The organism is Pseudomonas sp. Sample_22 (assembly GCF_004307635.1).
GTDB lineage: Bacteria > Pseudomonadota > Gammaproteobacteria > Pseudomonadales > Pseudomonadaceae > Aquipseudomonas.
Genome location: NZ_RCNY01000052.1, coordinates 1 through 17,781, shown reverse-complemented (window position 1 = coordinate 17,781; position 17,781 = coordinate 1). Strand labels below are relative to the sequence as shown.

The following is a 17,781-nucleotide window of genomic DNA, read 5'->3' as shown; positions in this document are numbered from 1 at the left end:
CAATACTTATGCCTAGCATTGTATATCGGTCTTGGACGCTATGGATTGAACGAAAGAAGATGGCCTCACACCCAGACACTTCCCCCAGCGACAGGAGAACCACCATGCAACAGTCTCACGCCTATAACGATCCAAGCCTGGCTCTGACCACCGCAATTCTCGATGCCAAAGCTCGCAAAAATCTGTCGTGGCAAGACCTGGCTGACGGCACCGGCCTGGGCCTTGCCTATGTCACCGCTGCACTTCTCGGCCAGCATCCACTGCCGCAAAACGCCGCAGAGGTGATCGGCGAGAAACTCGACCTGGACGCCGAGGCGGTGGCTCGCCTGCAGATCATCCCCCTGCGCGGCAGCCTTGCGGGTGTCCCGACCGATCCGACCATCTACCGCTTCTACGAAATGATCCAGATCTACGGCACCACCTTGAAGGCTCTGGTTCATGAGCAGTTCGGCGACGGCATCATCAGTGCGATCAACTTCAAGCTCGACATGAAAAAAGTCGAAGACCCGGAAGGCGGTTCGCGCGCAGTGATTACGCTCGACGGCAAGTTCCTGCCCCTGCGTCCGTTCTAAGTCGAAAACGGCCCGTACCACCGTGCGGGCCAAATCCGCTCATCCATGAGGACGCCGCCATGAAAGCGCTCATCGAAGGCTTTGTAAAATTCCAGAAAGAAGTGTTTCCACAACGCACCGACCTGTTCAAACACCTGGCCACCACGCAACAACCGGGTACCTTGTTCATCACCTGTTCCGACAGCCGTGTAGTGCCCGAATTGCTGACCCAGCAAGAACCCGGCGAGTTGTTCGTAATCCGTAACGCCGGCAACATCGTGCCCTCCTACAGCCCTCATCCGGGTGGTGTGTCGGCCACCGTCGAATACGCTGTTGCCGTGTTGGGCGTAACGGATATCGTCATCTGCGGGCATTCGGACTGTGGCGCCATGACCGCTGTCGCCAAATGCACCTGCATGGATCACCTGCCCGCCGTCAGCGGCTGGTTGCAGCACGCCGAGTCGGCGAAAGTCATCAACGAGTCACGGCCTCACGTTACGCAAACGGCGAAAATAAGCGCGATGGTGCGCGAGAATGTGATCGCGCAATTGGCCAACATCCAGACTCATCCAAGCGTGCGCCTGGCCCAGGAAAAAGGTCTGCTGAATTTGCACGGCTGGGTCTATGACATCGAAACCGGCTCGATCGATGCACTCGATGGCAGCAGCCATCGTTTTCTGCCGCTGGCTGAGCATCCTGGCACTTGCGCTGTGCCTGGCAAAGCAATGGAAGCGGCCTGATCAAGGCGATGGCGACCGCCATTGCGGCGGTCGCCCAGCTGAATCACTCAGCGTTTGACGCCCAGATCGATCTGGGTCATGCGGCTGCGGATGGTGAACACGCCATCGCCCGAGAGAATCGCACTGCGCGCAAACAGGCGCCCGCTCTCCCAGTTCGACAAACCGAGCTCCGGCTTGTTGAGCGCGTACTGGCCATCGACCCAACGGGTAATGCCGTTGCCGACAAAAGGCGCGTTGACTGCGTTGTAGAAACGCTCCTGCGTCGCGGCATCTTCGCTGATCAGCGACACGGTGAACTGCGGGCTGTAGCGGTTGAACAAGGCAATGGCGCTGTCCAGGTCGTCGACGATTTTCAGGCTGACTTCCGGCGTTTCTTCCCACTCCCACTCGCGGCCCAATTGATCCTCGGGCAACGGCTCGGCCAAGGCTTCGCTCTGGTAGCCTTCGGCGCGATAAACCTCGACGGTTGCATTGAGCCAATCGGCCGGCAGGCATGCTTCGCTGCCTTCGACGATGTGCAACTTGCAGCCCTGGCCCCGTGCCTTGCCGGCCTGTTGCAAGGCATCGAGAAACACCGGCACCAGTTCGGCGGCGCGGTTGCGATGGATCAGGCAAACATTCAGGGTGTTGCAGACTTTACGGTCGAGGGAGTTGCGGACCACGCTGGCGAAGCGACCGGTATCGGCATCGGTATCAGCGATCAGCCACGCACCACCGGTACCGTGCAGGCTGACAGCCGTTCCGGCCTGTTGCGCGATACTGCCCAACTGGCTGACGGCACGTCCCGAACCACGGGCCACGGCCAGCGACAGGCGCCGGTCGGCAAACATCGCCCAACCGGCTGCATGGTTGACGCTTTCCACCAGTGATACCGCGCCGCTCGGCAACCCGGCATCACTCAATGCCGGATTCAACGCATGGGCCACAATGGCTTGAGCGGTGCCCAGCGCATCGCTGCCGATGCGCAGCACCGCGGTGTTCCCCGTGCGCAAAACACCCGCGGCATCGGCAAAAACGTTAGGTCGACCTTCGAAGACAAACGCGACGATGCCCAGCGGCGACACCACTTGCTCGACCTTCCAGCCTTCGTGCTCGACGCAGCTGATCACTTTGCCACGGGTGGCAGAGGCGTCTCGCCAGGCGCGCAGGCCGGCAATCATGTCGCGACGCATGCGTTCATCGGCCAGCAAACGTGTGGTCGACCGGCCACGGGACTTCGCTCGCTCGATGTCAGCCTGGTTGGCGGCTTCGATCAAGGCCCAGCACTGCGGGGTTTCCAGACGCTGGGCGAACAGGTCGAAGAAGTTGCTGATCGCCTGATCCGACACCGCCGACATCGCAGCAAACGCCGCTTGCGCGCGTTCGATTGCCACGGCGGCCGCCTGCTGATCAGCCACCGGGATCAACAGCAACTCGCCGCTGACCTGTTCTACCAGCAAGTGGTCTCCGGGCTGGAAGCGTGCCGCCAGTTCGGGGCTGACCACAGTGACACGGTTACCGGCGAAAGGGATCGGCGTGCCAGCGACTAGACGTTCGAGCGCAAGAGACATGAAGCGGTTTCACCATGCAATGGGCGGGCAGAAAATGTATAGCAAAACACCTGTGTGAGCGAGCCTGCTTGCGATAGCGACCTGACCTGCGGCCTCCACGTATCAAAGTGTGTACAGCCCCGCCCCCGACACAACAAGCCTTAAACCCCCGCGCAAGTGACACAACGCAGATACACCCGCCTGATGAAATTCACTTGTCGCTAAACGGGCACACCTCGCCCGACATCACTGACTTGTAGGAGACACCGTCCATGAACACTTCGATTTCATCGGCCGTCAAAGGCTTGCACCTGAACCTTGATCGCGTCGGCCACTGGATCGCGCCATTGACGCTGCGAGTGTTCCTGGCCTGGGAGTTCTTCGAGTCGGGGCTGGAGAAATACAACGGTGAAAACTGGTTCGCCGACATTCAAGAGCGCTTCCTGTTTCCGTTCAACCACCTGCCGGCCACGCTGAACTGGGAAATGTCGATGTGGGTGGAATTGATCTGCGCCCTCGCCTTGCTGGTTGGCCTGGCTACACGGTTTTCGGCCATCAGCCTGATTGTCGTCACCATCGTCGCAACCGCCGCCGTGCACTGGCCCGCTGACTGGTCGAGCCTGAGCGAACTGGCCCAGGGTTACTCGATCACCAACAAAGGCTACGGCAACTTCAAACTGCCGCTGATCTACCTCGCCGCACTGCTGCCGCTGCTGCTCTCGGGTCCGGGTAAATTCAGTCTCGATGCGCTGCTGGCGCGGTTCTTCTGGCGTCGCCGTCATAACTGAAAAAAAGGCCGCTATTTGGCATCCCCATTTAGCGGCTTGTAAAACTTGAACAGGCCGATGTTCGCCGTATTGGTGTATTCCTTAGCCCAATCCGGTTTAACCGTGCGATCGTGAAAGTACAGCGCGCCTTTGGTGCGATCCGGCAACTGCTTGTTCAGCGCTTTGCGAGCGATCTCCTTGGCAAGGGCGTAAGGCACCTCCTCCTGAACCGAATCGGCACGCCCGTCGCACCACCACGAGAACTGGCAGCTTTTGGTTTCCGAGCCTTGCTTGACCACGCCGCAGACGGTATCGGGAAAGCCATCATGGCCGAGACGGTTCATCACCACGTTGGCCACCGCTTCCATGTCGGCAGCGTCCTTGCCTTTGGCCTCCCAGTAGATCGATCGGGCGAGACACGTGATGGCGTCGTCCAGCGGCGCCTTGCCGGCCGGGTCAACGGCCTGCACTTCAGGCTGGGTAATGGCTTCGGACTTGGGCACCGGTGCCGGGCTGCTGTTCTCGGCAGCCTTTTGCTCCAGCACCTCGGCCTTGTCTTCGGCGACTTTTTGGGTTTGCTGCTGATCGGCGGCCAATGCCGGGCCAGCGAGCAGAATCAGGGCGAAGCAGGTTGTTATCCAGTGTTGGCACATGGTCGGGCGGTACTCTGTAGGCAGTATCGCTAGAGTGTAGTAGTGAAATGATTGCACTTGCGCCACAACTTTCGGGAAAATCCGTTGACTGTGACAAGGCAACTTCGCGCATCATGGCGCAGTCAGCACAAGGAGTTTTCCATGGGTTTTCTACCATCCGCTATGCGCTTTGCCGGTTTGTCGTTGGGAATGCTGTTGGCCGCCAGCGCCGTGGCCAGCGATGAGTCACAGTTGATCGAATCGATCAATCTCTATCGCAGCCAGTTGCAACGTTGCGCCGGTCAGGTTTCATCGGAATTGCCACCACTGGCGGCCGATCCGCGACTGGCACTTTCCGCCACCAGCATTGGCAATCTGCAGCAAGCCATGGTGACTGCCGGCTACCCCATGAAGAACGTGCAGGCGATCAGCCTGTCCGGACCGCGTGATGCGGCATCGGCGATGAAAGCGATTCAGGAAAGCTTTTGCCAGATCGTGCTCGACCCGCAATTTGTCGATGTCGGCGTGAGCCGCCAGGACCGCGAATGGCGAATTGTAGTGGCGCGTCCACTGCTGAGCGCACGCTTGGGCGACTGGCAAGCCGAAGGCCAGAAGTTGCTGGCCGAGCTTAATGCCGCACGCACCAAATCGCGCCAGTGCGGCGCTCAATCGTTCAACGCCACCACACCACTGGCCTGGAACGCCACGCTGGGTGCCGCTGCCGAAACCCATTCACGGGCAATGGCCAACAACAATTTCTTCGATCACAAGGATCGCGACGGCCGCACACCGGGTGACCGCGCGGAACTGGCAGGCTACAACTTCCAGCAGATCGGCGAAAACATTGCCGCAGGCCAAGACACCGTGCGCAAGGTCGTCGACGGCTGGCTCGCCAGCCCGGGCCACTGCGCCAACCTGATGAACCCGCAGTTCAACGAATTGGGCGCGGCGTATGCCAATGATCCGAAGAGCTATGCCGGCATTTACTGGACTGCCATGTTTGGTGCGCAGTGAGCACCTGCCAGCCGCAAGCCCGTCAGCGACCTTACGGATAAATCAATCCATCATAGATCCGCTCGATCACTTGGTTATTAATAGTGATTGGACGCCTATCAACGTTGCTCTTAGCCTGCGCTCAACACTTGCGTCAAAAACGCAAGTCTCTATAAAAGCGCCAAGCGAGGGTGTCATGTCAGAACGGGTCCTGCTAGATGGGTTCTCCCGGCGCGTGGACTATCTGCGGATGTCGCTCACCGACCGTTGCGATTTCCGTTGCGTGTATTGCATGGCCGAGGACATGCAGTTTCTCCCGCGCCAACGGGTGCTGACACTGGAAGAAATCTATCAGCTGGCCGCAAGTTTCGTGGCGCTCGGCACCCGCAAGATCCGCCTGACCGGGGGCGAGCCGCTGATCCGTCCGGGCGTGGTACAGCTGTGTGAAAAGATCGCCGCCCTGCCCGGCCTGCGTGAACTGTGCATGACCACCAACGGCTCGCAATTGGCCAAACTGGCGCAACCGTTGTTCGATGCAGGGGTCAAGCGCCTCAACATCAGTCTCGATTGCCTGGACCCACAGCGCTTTCGCGAACTGACCCGCACCGGTGATCTGGCGCAAGTGATCAAGGGCATCGACGCCGCCAACCAGGCCGGGTTCAGCCATACCAAACTCAATTGCGTGGTGATGAAGGGCCGCAACGACCACGAGATCAACGATCTGGTGAGCTTCGCCATCGATCGTAACCTCGACATTTCCTTTATCGAAGAGATGCCCCTGGGCATCATCGATGAACACAGCCGCGCCGAAGCGTTCTGCTCCAGCACACAAGTGCGCGAGCGGATTGCCGAGCGCTTCACGCTGATTGATTCCGCCGAGTCGACCCAAGGCCCGTCACGCTACTGGCGCCTGGCCGAAGCACCGCAAATTCGCCTGGGGTTCATTTCGCCCCACAGCCATAATTTTTGCGGTACCTGCAATCGGGTGCGACTGACCGTGGAGGGACGCTTGCTGCTGTGCCTGGGCAATGAACATTCGGTGGATTTGAAGGCGGTTTTGCGTAGCCATCCGGGGCATCCCGAACGCGTGGAGAAAGCGATCATCGAAGCGATGAAACTCAAGCCCTATCAACACAATTTCGAAGTGAACGACGATGTTCAAGTCGTTCGGTTCATGAACATGACGGGCGGCTGAAGCTGACGACCGCCAGCCGTATCAGCCATTCCCCATCAACGCACAAGAACCATTGGACGCGATAAATCGTTATCCGTAGCCTGAGCTCAATTCAGTAGCATCGACACCAGGAGCGCAGGCTTGAGCGTCTTACCAAAACAGGAACACTCCACGCCCGAGCCGATTAGCCTGCGCGAAGCCTTGCGCTTCTGGATCAAGCTTGGCTTCATCAGTTTCGGCGGGCCGGCGGGACAGATTTCGATCATGCACCAGGAGTTGGTCGAGCGCCGACGCTGGATTTCCGAGCGACGCTTTCTGCACGCGCTCAATTACTGCATGTTGTTGCCCGGCCCCGAAGCCCAGCAACTGGCGACGTACATCGGCTGGCTGATGCACCGCACCTGGGGCGGCGTGATCGCGGGTGTGCTGTTTGTGCTGCCTTCGCTGTTCATCCTGATCGGCTTGTCCTGGGTCTACATCGCCTTCGGTGAAGTGCCGGTGGTGGCCGGTGTGTTTTACGGGATCAAGCCGGCAGTGACCGCGATTGTGCTGCAAGCCGCCCACCGGATCGGCTCGCGGGCACTGAAAAACGGTTGGCTGTGGGGCATCGCCGGCGCCTCCTTCGCGGCGATCTTTGTGCTGAACGTGCCATTTCCGCTGATCGTCCTGGGTGCCGCAGTGATCGGTTACTTCGGCGGCCGACTGGCCCCGGAAAAATTTCGCACCGGTGGCCATGGCGCAACGCAAAAGTCGTTCGGCCCGGCCGTGATCGACGATGACACGCCGCCCCCCGAGCATGCCCGTTTCAGCAGCCTGAAGCTGGCACGGCTGGCGCTGACCGGTGTGATCCTGTGGACACTGCCCATGGCCACCCTGACCGCTTTGTTTGGCTGGGACGGTACGCTCACGCAAATGAGCTGGTTCTTCACCAAAGCGGCGCTACTGACATTCGGTGGTGCCTACGCGGTGTTGCCGTATGTCTACCAGGGCGCGGTCGGTCACTATGGCTGGCTGACGCCGACGCAGATGATCGACGGCCTGGCGCTCGGTGAGACCACCCCCGGACCACTGATCATGGTGGTGGCATTTGTCGGGTTCATCGGCGGCTACGTTCTGCAAGTCTTCGGCCCGGACCAGGCCTTTGTCGCCGGTGCCGTCGCGGCAACGCTGGTGACCTGGTTCACCTTCCTGCCTTCGTTCCTGTTTATCCTCGCTGGCGGGCCGCTGGTGGAGTCGACGCATAACGAACTGAAATTCACCGCACCGTTGACGGCGATTACCGCGGCCGTGGTCGGCGTGATCCTCAATCTGGCGTGCTTTTTCGGCTACCACGTGCTGTGGCCCAAGGGCTTCGAAAACCCCCTCGACTGGCCCTCGTTGCTGATCGCGATCGTGGCGGCCATTGCCCTGTTTCGCTTCAAGCGCGGGGTGATCGAGGTGTTGCTCGGCGCTGCGATAATCGGCCTTGGCGTACACATGATGCGATGAATGAAACGTTTACACGCATCAGATTCCCCCCTAGTATCCAGACACGCCCGATGGCGGGTCACACCCGCCATCGACGAATCCCAATGCCGGAAACATCCGATATGAACCGCATTGTCAACCTGCCCATGGCCTTGAGCCGTTCCAAACTCCGTCACTCCGCACGTCCGCCGGATAGCACCCTGCTCGCCTGATCGCGTCCCAAACGCGTAGAGCCTCTTCCTTCGCTAATCCTTTGCCTGCATGCCCCGGATCTTTGTATCCGTAGTCGTGCCGAGGCCCGAATCCGTGCGTCCGCAGGACGCCAACGTGAGTGACGAACAATGAAATTCGCAGCCCTTGAAGACGCCCAGACTTTCCTGGCGAACAACCCCGATATCGACATGATCGAGCTGTTCATCCTCGATGCCAACGGTGTGCCGCGCGGCAAACTGTTGCACCGCGAAGAACTGCTGGCGGTGTATGAAAGCGGTCGTCCGCTGCCCAGCACCATCCTCGGCCTGACCTTGCAGGGCGACGACGTCGAGAACTCCGGGCTGGTTTGGGATGTGGGCGATATCGACTGTCGTGCCTACCCGCTCGAAGGCAGCCTGGTGCGCTTGCCGTGGCGGCAGATTCCGACCGCCGCCGTGCAAGTCAGCATGCACCCGCAGGAAGGCAGGCCGGCGAGCATCGCCGACCCGCGCCACCTGCTGATCAACGTGATCGAGCGCCTGAAAGCCCAGGGTTACTACCCGGTGATGGCGTGCGAGCTGGAGTTCTACTTGCTCGATGCCAAGCGCGATCATCTCGGGCGCCCGCAACCGGCGCTGGACGCCGACGGCGGTCGACCGCGACACACGCAAGTCTATGGCCTGCGCGAACTGGAACAGATTGAGCCGTTCCTGGCCGACCTCTACGCGGCGTGCAAACTCCATGGCATTCCGGCGCGCACGGCGATTTCCGAATACGCACCAGGCCAGGTGGAAATCACGCTGGAACACGGTGATGCCTTGCAAGCGATGGATCAGGCGGTGCGCTACAAACGCCTGGTCAAAGCCATTGCACATCAGCACGGCATGCAAGCGACCTTCATGGCCAAACCCTTTGACCATTTGGCCGGCACCGGCATGCACATGCATGTCAGCATCGCCGATGCCGAGGGCCGCAACCTGTTCGCCTGCGAAGACCCGGCCGGCACACCGCTGCTGCGCACGGCCATCGGCGGCATGCTCGCCTCGTTGCTTGACTCGTTGCTGCTGTTTTGCCCCAACGCCAACTCCTACCGGCGCTTCCAGGCCAACAGCTACGCGCCGCTGGCGCCGACCTGGGGCGTCGACAACCGTACCGTGAGCTTGCGAGTTCCAGGTGGCCCGGCCAACAGCAGGCACATCGAACATCGCATCTGCGGCGCCGACGCCAATCCGTATCTGGCGGCAGCAGCGATACTGGCCGGCATTCATCGCGGCATTACTGAAAACCTCGATCCGGGGGAACCGGTAGAGGGCAACGGTTACGCACAAGCCACGCAATTGTTGCCGACCGACTGGCTGACATCGCTGACGGCACTGGAAAACTCGGTGTGGGCGCGGGATGCATTGGGGCAGGAATTTCTCGGGGTGTATCTGGCGGTCAAGCGTGCCGAGTATCGGCAGTTCATGGCTGAAGTGGGTGAGCAGGATTGGCGTTGGTATTTGACTGAGGCGTAAGCCCCTGTAGGAGCGAGCCTGCTCGCGATGAGGTCGTGTCAGCCACCATCACTGGTCAATGACACACCGCCATCGCGAGCAGGCTCACTCCTACAACGACTGCACTCCCCCACATTTTCCCCGGACACAGCCATGACTCAACAACGCAGCAATTCCTACTACACCGCCACCCTCAACCAGGACACCGATTACCCGACCCTGCAAGGCCGGCACCGGGTCGATGTGGTGATCATCGGCGGCGGTTTCACCGGCGTCGCCACCGCCGTCGAACTCGCGGAAAAAGGCCTGAAAGTCGCCATCGTCGAAAGCCATAAAATCGGTTGGGGCGCTACCGGACGCAACGGCGGTCAAGTCACCGGCAGCCTGTCGGGCGATGAAGCGATGCGCAAACAGATGCGCCACACCCTTGGCGATGAAGTCGACGATTTCATCTGGCATCTGCGCTGGCGCGGGCATCAGATCATCAAGCAGCGGGTCGAGAAATACGCCATCGCCTGCGACCTCAAGCATGGCCACCTGCATGCCGCTTACAAGCCCAGCCACATGGACGGTCTGCGCAAGGATTACGACGAGGCCGTGCGACGCGGCATGGCTGATGAGGTCAGCCTGCTCGACCGCAGCCAGGTGCGCGACCTGCTGCAAAGCGACCTCTATCACGGCGCAATCAAAAACACCCGCAACATGCACTTGCACCCGCTCAACCTGTGCATCGGTGAAGCGCGGGCCGCAGAGAGTCTGGGCGCGCTGATCTTTGAAAACAGCGAAGTGCTGGAAATCATTCATGGCGATACGCCCGGGGTGCGTACCGCTCACGGCCGCATCGATGCCAATCAGGTGCTGCTGGCCGGCGACGTCTATCACAAGCTTGAGCCGGGCAAGCTCAAGGGCAAGATTTTCCCGGCCATGGGCGGCATCGTCACCACCGCGCCACTGGGGGATCTGGCGAAACAGATCAACCCCGAAGACCTGGCCGTGTATGACTGTCGTTTCGTGCTCGACTACTACCGCCTGACGGCCGATGGTCGTTTGCTGTTCGGCGGTGGCGCCAATTACAGCGGCAAGGATTCACGGGACATCGCCGCCGAGCTGCGCCCGTGCATCGAGCAGACGTTCCCGGCACTCAAAGGCGTGGCCATCGATTACCAGTGGAGCTGCGCGATGGGTATCGTGATCAACCGCATCCCGCAATTGGGCAAGCTCTCGGACAATGTCTGGTATTGCCAGGGCTACTCCGGCCACGGCATCGCCACCAGCCACATCATGGGCGAAATCATGGGCCGTGCGATCACCGGGCAGCTTGAGCACTTCGACACCTTCGCCGCCTGCCAACACATCCGCGTGCCGATGGGCGACTTGCTGGGCAATCCGATGCTGGCGGCGGGCATGTGGTATTACCAGATGCTTGAGCGATTGCGCTGAGTGGTTCGAGCCGGCATTGATGTTGTTTGTGCCGGCCTCATCGCTGGCAAGCCAGCTCCCACAGGTTCAGTGGCGTACACAAAAGCTGTGTTGAACGCGGTCATAGTGGGAGCTGGCTTGCCAGCTCCCACAGGTTCAGTGGCGTATACAAAAGCTGTGTTGAACGCGGTCATTGTGGGAGCTGGCTTGCCAGCGATGAGGCCGGCAAACCCACTGCACCTCTGCCGGCAGTCACACAGCTTGCACCACCTCAATCCCCAACCCGCGGTAATCCTCGATATTCCCCGAGGCCACATGCCGCTCGGTAATCAACGTGTGCAAACGCGAACACGGCGCAACCACGAACGGTTCCACCGCGCCAAGCTTGTCCGCCGTGGTGACCGCAATCACATGGGACGCACTGTCGAGCATCGCCTGTTTCACCGGCACTTCATCAAAATGCAGCGAGCTGATGCCCACTTCCGGGTGAATCGCGCATACCCCGGTTAACAGCAAATCGGCTTTGATCCCTTTAAGTAGACGCAAGGTTTCATGCCCGCTGGCCGACAGCGTCGCCGGATTAAGCTGGCCACCGGCCAAAATCACTTTGACGCCCTTGTACTCCGACAGCGTTATCGCTGTCATGGGCGACGCAGTGACGGCCGTGATGCGAATGTCCAACGCCAACGAACGCGCGATCTGCAATGTGGTGGTGCCGGAGTCGAACATCACGGTCTGGCCGTCTTCAACCCGTTCGGCCGCCATTTGTGCAAGACGGGTTTTCACCTCGTCGGTCTCGCTGATCCGGGTGAAATAATCCTTGCCAGTGTCTTTGGGCCGCGGCAACGCCCCGCCGTGGACTCGCTGCACCAGTCCGGCCGCGGCCAGCTCCGACAGATCGCGGCGAATAGTGTCTTCGGACACGGCGAAATGCTGGCTCAGCCCCGACGCCATGACTTTGCCGTCGCGCTCGAGGATCAAGAGGATTTTCTGCCGACGCAGATGTGGGAGTTCGGTTGCGGAGTGATCCTGCATGCTTGTGCCTGTTTACGCGTTAATCTGCGGGTTTAGCGAGATTAGCCAAACCGCCCGAAAAACACAAACCATCGCACCAGGTATCATTTGTTTCGATCTTTCAAATCATGAAGCCGAATTTTTTATTCAGCGGTGGCCTGTCCAAAATGGCGTCCATCTCTCCTATTCCGGATGAACACTTCATGAATCTGAATTTCGCATTTGCCTGCATGATCGTGGTCTCGTTTACCATCGCACTGGTACATACCTGAACAGTCATCGAACCCCTTGCGAAACCGTAGGTCTGCTCCTGGGAAAAATAAACATGAATGTGCAGGGAGTATCTGCTTCCTAGTCGCAACTTGTCGCATCGGCCAAGCCGATTCGCCGGCCCATTGATTCTTCATCGCCGTGCTGCTGGCAGAGGAACTCGCGTATCGCTTCGGCGGTTCGCCTGGCGCTGGTTACCACAAAAAAATGCCCCTCGCCCTTCAAGACGTGCAGCTCGGCACGGCGTATGGTGCGGCGCAGAATATGCGCGTTGTACAGTCGCACCAGAGTGTCGCGCTCGCCAGTGAGGATCAGTGTGCGCTGGCGCAGACGGAATAACCGCAGCAGGCTTGTCCAACCGACCAGCGCTGTAAGCTGATGGTAATAGGTTCTCGGGTTGGCCGTGAGCATGCCGTTCACCACACCGAAGCGCAGCAGCGTCTGAATCGAATGGCGCGAGCGTTCCTGTTTGCGCAGATTGGCGCTTTTGCTCCTGCCAAAGAAATCCAGGACATCGGCGGGCTTCACCAGCATCGCCGGGCCGGCCGAGGTAGCTGCGAGGATCAGACGGCGCACCATGCTCGGGTACCGCAGGGCGAATTCTTGCGCCAATGCACCGCCCCAACTCACGCCGAACACGTCGATCTGGTCGACTCCCAATTGCCTGAGCATCCCGGCGATCAAGTCGGCATGGCGCGGCAGACGCAGTGGCCAGCGGGGCATTTGCGATTTGCCGACCCCTGGCACGTCCAGCGTGATGGTCTTGTAGTCTGCCAATTGTTCGCGCAGAGGATCGAAAGTGCGGATCAGACCACCCAGGCCGTTGAGCAAGAGCAGCGGCGAGCCTTGACCTCGGATTGAAACGTTCAGCTGCAAATCGTCAACGGTTAATGTGTGCGTTCTCATCGTTTTGCCCCTTGGCATACTTTCCCTGCATACCCTTTCCACACACAACATTGAGCAGAATCACTCATCTCACGCGCCTGGGTTTGTCACTTGAATGAAGATCGACCAGGCCCCCAGCACTATCCAGAACGTCGTAAAAATCCATGGCGTACGAACCGAAAACAGCAAGGCTTTGCGGTAGCCCTTATGGGTGGACTCTCGTTCGGAAAACAAAGGCGATTCGTCATAGGCCAATCCCATTAGTGGTTCACTGCGAAGCAGCTCACTCTGTTTGAAATACCAATGATCGATGATGTCATAGGCCGCTCGTATGCCGGGCCAGGCGTTCAGTGAGCTGAGTACCCCAAACAGCGCCAGAAACGGTGGTACCACCAACGTAAACAGTTTCCCCCACTCGGGGTTCAGATTGGCCATGCAGGACGCAAAGGCAATCACCAAAAATGACTGAGCGGCCAAGTAAGCGTCTGTTCGATTGGCCAGAATACTGGTTTCGTATTGAATCTCCCTTCGGTAGAAATCCAACCGCTCCTTGGGCGATCCGAACATCTTTGCGTTGTGCTCGCTCAATTCGGTTTCGTCGATGTAGGAGGTCAAAATTTTCGGCACGATAGACTCACTCTGATCGGTTAGTACGGTCGCGTACAACCCAATGCGGCATCAAGAAACATCATGATGCCTTTGTTACGCAGGCACATGACCAAACTCCCCAGGCCAAAAAGGCGCCGATACTCACTCGGTGATTCACTGAATGCGGCGTCCACAGTCATCTGAAGGTGATGGACAGGAGAAAGTTTATTCAAAGACTTTTCAGATTCGACAAGCGGCATGACCGGCTACCGCTCAAGCATTTATTTCACCAGTCGTCGGTTGAGCTTTCGCACTTCCAAACTTACCTGACGCAAACGCTATCTACACTGCGTCTACTGCAGCCTGGCTCTGCTGCGCGTGCATCAATTACTCGCGACATGCCCCGCAGCGCCTGTGTTCACCAGCGCCTTCAACGCTGCATCGAACTGCTTCAAGGCATTCACTTGTAGCTCGGTCTGCTGACCAATCTGCGCGGCAATCTGCGGCGCGGCCTTGCCATGCACCCACACCGAAGGCATTTGTTGAGCACGCGAACCTTCAGCCTGGCCGATGTACTGCAAGTTCGCATCGTAGAATTTGGCCATGAATCGCGCCTCAACCTGGCTGTTGCGCTTGGAGACCAGGCGGCTGTAAGTGTCGAGCATCACTACCACATCCGGATGGGCCTGTACCGCTGCATCCAGGCTGTCGTAGACCGTTACCGACGCGAACTCTTTCTGCAACGATGCCATCAACCAATTGATCGCCCGTTGCGGATCGGAGCTGTCAACGAATGCCTGGCTGATTCGCGAATCCAGCTGGGGATTCTTCGCACCGTTCACTGCCACCGCGTGGTAGCGCTCGAGGTATTGCTGGGTGTTAAGGGTGTTTTCGCTATAGAGCACCGCCACGGTCTTCGCCTGTCGCAAACTGGCAGCACTGTCGGCAATGGGCAGGAAGTGGCAGGACGGGTCAGCCGCAACGGCCGGATCGGCAACAGCAAAGCCACCGCTTAATACGGCGATAAAAGCCAGCAAGGTCGACATTCTCATCGCGCTGATTCCTTCAAAGGCGAGATCGATATGACCCTATCCTCCTCTGATGACAGAAAAACAGAACTTGCATTGCTTAATGATGAGTATCGAGCAAATGAATGGTCGCTATGAGCGCACGCGCCCAATCGTCCGCAGAACGCGAGGCATCTCGTACATTGATGAATTGCCGCGAGTGATACATCGCGGATACCTCAGCGCCTTCTACTGTTTCCCGCGTGTTACCTCAGCGACGCAGTTGTCACTTCTGCGCCGCGAGGCAGGCCAATAGAGTATGGCCTTCGGTGAGTTTTCAGGGTTGACAGCCTGTCGGCCTTGCCCTGCGCCGATCCCCCATCACGGAAGAGGTGAAATCATGAGTTTTGTAAAAGTGGAAAAAAACCAGAGCAGTGCCCCGTCGGAAGCCGACATGAAAAAAGCCATGGTCGAGGCTGGCGGAACACCGGGCGAGTGCAGCGGCACCAATGCTGCCCGTACCCTGACTTACACCGGCGTGGTCAATCACACCGTGTATGAGAACAAGCTGATCGAGGTCGCCAAGGGCAAACGTACCAGCTGGAATTTCGTCTGGGCCGACGCGCAGGCCGCTTGAAACCAGGGCGGGGCGGCCTCTGGGTCGCCTCGTCGTTGCTTGCATTTGATACAACGCGGTTACCCGCCTGTAACGCCAAGATACTTCGCTCCCCTGCCCCATGAACCTAGAGTGAAGCCCTCAATGGACCGACCGGGATCACTCTCCGCCGCCCCATTGATTGCCCAACACACCACCAAGGAAGAGGGAACCATGAGCAAATCAATTGCTGTCAGCCAACAAAGCCAGCAGCTTCACAATGATGTGCAAGAAGCCGTCAAATCGATCATGGGTGCAACGCAACTGAAGACGTCAGACTATAACCGGGTACTGAGATCCGCCCTGGCGGCAACGCAAAAAGTCGTCACCATCGAGATCGCTGCCGGCGATCTGACCCTGCTGAAAAAATCTGGCTACAAGCTGTGCTTTGCCAAGAAAGTCGGCACAGCAGACTACAACGTGGTCTGGCAGTCGTATGACGCATACCTGAGCAACAACGAGTTCAGCTGGACTCCGCAATATCAGCTGTTCGCTTCCAACGTGTTCAAGGAAAACGTTCAGGTCAAAGTCTCGACCAATATCGTCAACATAGGATTGGGGCAGACTTCGACACTCGATGAACACGGCCTGTTGAGCCCGGCGGTAACGGGAGGGCCGGACATCTCCATGACCTTCGTGAACAACTACGCACCGATTCATCCAGGCATCAACCAATTGTCCACCGGCATCGATGGCAAACAGGTCAGTACGCCGATCTATGTGGCCGTCGATCAGGTGGTCACCGGCAACACGGTGTTGACCCCCGTCGAAACCATCCTCGTGTGGTTCGAACAGAACGTGCAGACCAGCACCATGTTCAGTACCTCACGCTCCAAGGCGATCGAAATCGACCTGACGTTCGATAACACCGCAGGTCGCCTTTACGAAGGCGGTCAATGGAAAACCGTGTAACCCCTGCAACGGGGCGGCCTCAGGGTCGCCCCTTTTACTCGTCGATCGCGCCGTTGGCAAAGTAGCCCGTCAACGACAGGCAGATCGACTCGGCCAACGCTTCCTGGGTGGCGATGCCATAAGGCTGGTTGCGGTCGAACTGTGCCGACCAGCGAATCCGCCCCTGCGCTACATCCACCAGCCGCAACGACGCCCGAACCCGTGCCGGCTCGACCCGCACGCTGCCCTCCAGGCAATAGCAGTAGCGTCCACCGCGCCCCATCGCGGCAGCTTTGACGCTGTTGCGCGGCACTTTCAGCAATACATGGTTGGTGCCTGTTTGGGTTTGTTCGAATGACTCAAACAAGCGGCAGCTCAACTCCTCACACAGCCCTCGGGCAAAATCGTCGCCGTCGCGGGTAATGCAGGTGAACGGCTGGATCTGCAACACCGGGTGGCGCGTGCCGATGTGTTTATGCCGAAAACGCTGATACACCAAGCGATAACAACCCGGGGGAATGCTCAGCCGTACCGGCTCTTGCTGGCCGCTGGTGGCGTAATGCGCGGCGAGCTTGCGCCGCAACCGGCCGACCTGCACCCGCACCACCGGATCGTCACCCGTGCAATAGACGGCCGGATCACGACGAAACACCGCGATGCCAATGGCGTACTCGGTGAGCTGGGTGTTGGAAGATTGCAGGTCATGCTCGACCAGAAAGCGCAACAAACTGCCCATGCGCCGCGATTTGGCAAATAACGGACTGGCCAGCAACGACGCCAGCACCCGCTCCATTTCTTCTCGATCAAGCGGTTCGGGAAGCCCGTCCGCACTCGATTCGACCATGCTCTTGATCACCATCGCCTGCCTCCGTGCAGGTTGCCGACAGGAATAGAAATCGTACTCCGTGGGTACACACGCAACGTCAGCCGAGAACAGGCTCGGACGCTGCAACGACGAAGCTTAGCAGCCGTGCCGGAATGAGCAGGCGAATGCAGTGATAGCAACCTGACATCCGACGAACGTTAGCTTTCGGATCGGCCATACACTTAAGCGTTATCACTTTGTGATGAGGAACGGGTTCGCATGAACGACGCGCACCCAAGGTGCGCAAGAAACAGCGCCGAAACGCCAGGCGAAAAAAACCCGCATCACTGCGGGTTTTCTTTACGGCTCAAGCGGATTGCCTCAACCACGACTCAATGGGTTTTTTTCGACCCCGACGGACCGGCATTGGTCAGTCCCTTGGTGTTGTGATCACCCGGTGTAGTCGTCGAGACGGCCCGGGCTTTGCTGATGCCACGGGTGTCTTTCGAACTGGCAATGCCTGAAGTCGCGGTGCCATGACCGTTGTCGTCATTGCGCTCACTGCCATAATGGTTACCGCTCACCCCGTGATTGCGGGTGGCTTTACCGGCATGATCGCTGGCCAGACCCTTGCCATGACCGCTGCTGGCGGAGCTGCCGCCGTGATCGGAACCGCTGCGACCACCGCTGTGACCACCACCATTCCCGC

General features: G+C 59.0%; 17 protein-coding genes and 1 pseudogene. 10 read left to right on the top strand and 8 right to left on the bottom strand.

All coding sequences use genetic code 11. From position 1 onward, the window contains the following. The first annotated feature begins 104 nt into the window (after window positions 1–104). Both cynS and D8U73_RS13345 read left to right on the top strand, forming a co-directional pair. Window positions 105–572, top strand: coding sequence for a cyanase (gene cynS / locus D8U73_RS13350; RefSeq protein WP_130904734.1), 468 nt, complete (start codon window positions 105–107; stop codon window positions 570–572). Between the two features lie 59 nt (window positions 573–631). Beyond that, entirely contained in the window at window positions 632–1,291 is a 660-nt protein-coding gene (locus D8U73_RS13345) for a carbonic anhydrase (protein WP_056853473.1), read from the top strand. Window positions 1,292–1,338: 47 nt separating this feature from the next. Here D8U73_RS13345 and D8U73_RS13340 read toward each other — a convergent pair whose 3' ends face one another. Beyond that, on the bottom strand, window positions 1,339–2,841 hold the full coding sequence (locus D8U73_RS13340) for an aldehyde dehydrogenase family protein (RefSeq protein WP_130904733.1): 1,503 nt from the start codon (window positions 2,839–2,841) through the stop codon (window positions 1,339–1,341). A gap of 251 nt (window positions 2,842–3,092) precedes the next feature. On the opposite strand from D8U73_RS13340, the gene D8U73_RS13335 reads away from it, so the two are divergent. Further along, on the top strand, window positions 3,093–3,608 hold the full coding sequence (locus tag D8U73_RS13335) for a DoxX family protein (RefSeq protein WP_056853471.1): 516 nt from the start codon (window positions 3,093–3,095) through the stop codon (window positions 3,606–3,608). 11 nt (window positions 3,609–3,619) lie between these two features. Here D8U73_RS13335 and D8U73_RS13330 read toward each other — a convergent pair whose 3' ends face one another. Beyond that, the gene (locus D8U73_RS13330) at window positions 3,620–4,240 is read right to left on the bottom strand and encodes a cell wall hydrolase (protein WP_056853470.1); all 621 of its coding nucleotides are present in this window, start codon (window positions 4,238–4,240) and stop codon (window positions 3,620–3,622) included. Window positions 4,241–4,381: 141 nt separating this feature from the next. Here D8U73_RS13330 and D8U73_RS13325 point away from each other — a divergent pair, with 141 nt between their 5' ends. From D8U73_RS13325 to D8U73_RS13305, 5 genes are all read left to right on the top strand, one after another. Then, window positions 4,382–5,233 carry a CAP domain-containing protein gene (locus D8U73_RS13325; protein WP_130904732.1) on the top strand — a complete coding sequence of 284 codons (852 nt, stop codon included), beginning with the start codon at window positions 4,382–4,384 and terminating at the stop codon, window positions 5,231–5,233. Between the two features lie 175 nt (window positions 5,234–5,408). Next, window positions 5,409–6,407 (top strand): GTP 3',8-cyclase MoaA, encoded by a 999-nt coding sequence (gene moaA, locus D8U73_RS13320; RefSeq protein ID WP_130904731.1) that lies wholly within the window; start codon window positions 5,409–5,411, stop codon window positions 6,405–6,407. Window positions 6,408–6,527: 120 nt separating this feature from the next. Beyond that, a complete protein-coding gene (gene chrA / locus D8U73_RS13315) occupies window positions 6,528–7,874 on the top strand; it encodes a chromate efflux transporter (protein WP_130904730.1) in 1,347 nt (448 codons plus the stop codon). Window positions 7,875–8,194: 320 nt separating this feature from the next. Then, the gene (locus tag D8U73_RS13310; RefSeq protein WP_056853466.1) at window positions 8,195–9,559 is read left to right on the top strand and encodes a glutamine synthetase family protein; all 1,365 of its coding nucleotides are present in this window, start codon (window positions 8,195–8,197) and stop codon (window positions 9,557–9,559) included. A gap of 132 nt (window positions 9,560–9,691) precedes the next feature. Further along, window positions 9,692–10,978 carry an FAD-binding oxidoreductase gene (locus tag D8U73_RS13305; RefSeq protein ID WP_056853465.1) on the top strand — a complete coding sequence of 429 codons (1,287 nt, stop codon included), beginning with the start codon at window positions 9,692–9,694 and terminating at the stop codon, window positions 10,976–10,978. Window positions 10,979–11,209: 231 nt separating this feature from the next. Here the strand turns inward: D8U73_RS13305 and D8U73_RS13300 are convergent, their stop codons facing one another. The 4 genes from D8U73_RS13300 to D8U73_RS13285 all read right to left on the bottom strand — a co-directional run bounded on the left by D8U73_RS13300 (window position 11,210) and on the right by D8U73_RS13285 (window position 14,766). Continuing rightward, complete coding sequence (locus D8U73_RS13300) at window positions 11,210–11,992, bottom strand: DeoR/GlpR family DNA-binding transcription regulator (RefSeq protein ID WP_130904729.1); 783 nt, start codon at window positions 11,990–11,992, stop codon at window positions 11,210–11,212. A gap of 330 nt (window positions 11,993–12,322) precedes the next feature. Then, a complete protein-coding gene (locus D8U73_RS13295) occupies window positions 12,323–13,147 on the bottom strand; it encodes an alpha/beta hydrolase (protein WP_056853463.1) in 825 nt (274 codons plus the stop codon). Between the two features lie 69 nt (window positions 13,148–13,216). Then, complete coding sequence (locus tag D8U73_RS13290; protein WP_130904781.1) at window positions 13,217–13,693, bottom strand: hypothetical protein; 477 nt, start codon at window positions 13,691–13,693, stop codon at window positions 13,217–13,219. A gap of 404 nt (window positions 13,694–14,097) precedes the next feature. Next, window positions 14,098–14,766 (bottom strand): hypothetical protein, encoded by a 669-nt coding sequence (locus D8U73_RS13285; RefSeq protein WP_056853461.1) that lies wholly within the window; start codon window positions 14,764–14,766, stop codon window positions 14,098–14,100. A 355-nt stretch (window positions 14,767–15,121) separates the two neighbouring features. On the opposite strand from D8U73_RS13285, the gene D8U73_RS13280 reads away from it, so the two are divergent. Both D8U73_RS13280 and D8U73_RS13275 read left to right on the top strand, forming a co-directional pair. Beyond that, a complete protein-coding gene (locus D8U73_RS13280; protein ID WP_056853460.1) occupies window positions 15,122–15,358 on the top strand; it encodes a hypothetical protein in 237 nt (78 codons plus the stop codon). 192 nt (window positions 15,359–15,550) lie between these two features. After that, window positions 15,551–16,288, top strand: a complete 738-nt coding sequence (locus tag D8U73_RS13275; RefSeq protein ID WP_056853459.1) for a hypothetical protein — start codon at window positions 15,551–15,553, stop codon at window positions 16,286–16,288. A 34-nt stretch (window positions 16,289–16,322) separates the two neighbouring features. Here D8U73_RS13275 and D8U73_RS13270 read toward each other — a convergent pair whose 3' ends face one another. Together D8U73_RS13270 and D8U73_RS13265 are read right to left on the bottom strand one after the other, a co-directional pair. Next, window positions 16,323–17,126: a hypothetical protein gene (locus tag D8U73_RS13270; RefSeq protein ID WP_056853458.1), complete on the bottom strand. Its 804-nt coding sequence runs from the start codon at window positions 17,124–17,126 to the stop codon at window positions 16,323–16,325. Between the two features lie 338 nt (window positions 17,127–17,464). Then, window positions 17,465–17,781, bottom strand: a pseudogene (locus D8U73_RS13265) (hypothetical protein); the annotation flags it as partial.

Coding starts and splice junctions, on each gene's coding strand:
- cynS (WP_130904734.1), top strand. CDS start 105: ATGCAACAGTCTCACGCCTATAACGATCCAAGCCTGGCTCTGACCACC.
- D8U73_RS13345 (WP_056853473.1), top strand. CDS start 632: ATGAAAGCGCTCATCGAAGGCTTTGTAAAATTCCAGAAAGAAGTGTTT.
- D8U73_RS13340 (WP_130904733.1), bottom strand. CDS start 2,841: ATGTCTCTTGCGCTCGAACGTCTAGTCGCTGGCACGCCGATCCCTTTC.
- D8U73_RS13335 (WP_056853471.1), top strand. CDS start 3,093: ATGAACACTTCGATTTCATCGGCCGTCAAAGGCTTGCACCTGAACCTT.
- D8U73_RS13330 (WP_056853470.1), bottom strand. CDS start 4,240: ATGTGCCAACACTGGATAACAACCTGCTTCGCCCTGATTCTGCTCGCT.
- D8U73_RS13325 (WP_130904732.1), top strand. CDS start 4,382: ATGGGTTTTCTACCATCCGCTATGCGCTTTGCCGGTTTGTCGTTGGGA.
- moaA (WP_130904731.1), top strand. CDS start 5,409: ATGTCAGAACGGGTCCTGCTAGATGGGTTCTCCCGGCGCGTGGACTAT.
- D8U73_RS13310 (WP_056853466.1), top strand. CDS start 8,195: ATGAAATTCGCAGCCCTTGAAGACGCCCAGACTTTCCTGGCGAACAAC.
- D8U73_RS13305 (WP_056853465.1), top strand. CDS start 9,692: ATGACTCAACAACGCAGCAATTCCTACTACACCGCCACCCTCAACCAG.
- D8U73_RS13300 (WP_130904729.1), bottom strand. CDS start 11,992: ATGCAGGATCACTCCGCAACCGAACTCCCACATCTGCGTCGGCAGAAA.
- D8U73_RS13295 (WP_056853463.1), bottom strand. CDS start 13,147: ATGAGAACGCACACATTAACCGTTGACGATTTGCAGCTGAACGTTTCA.
- D8U73_RS13290 (WP_130904781.1), bottom strand. CDS start 13,693: ATGTTCGGATCGCCCAAGGAGCGGTTGGATTTCTACCGAAGGGAGATT.
- D8U73_RS13285 (WP_056853461.1), bottom strand. CDS start 14,766: ATGAGAATGTCGACCTTGCTGGCTTTTATCGCCGTATTAAGCGGTGGC.
- D8U73_RS13280 (WP_056853460.1), top strand. CDS start 15,122: ATGAGTTTTGTAAAAGTGGAAAAAAACCAGAGCAGTGCCCCGTCGGAA.
- D8U73_RS13275 (WP_056853459.1), top strand. CDS start 15,551: ATGAGCAAATCAATTGCTGTCAGCCAACAAAGCCAGCAGCTTCACAAT.
- D8U73_RS13270 (WP_056853458.1), bottom strand. CDS start 17,126: ATGGTGATCAAGAGCATGGTCGAATCGAGTGCGGACGGGCTTCCCGAA.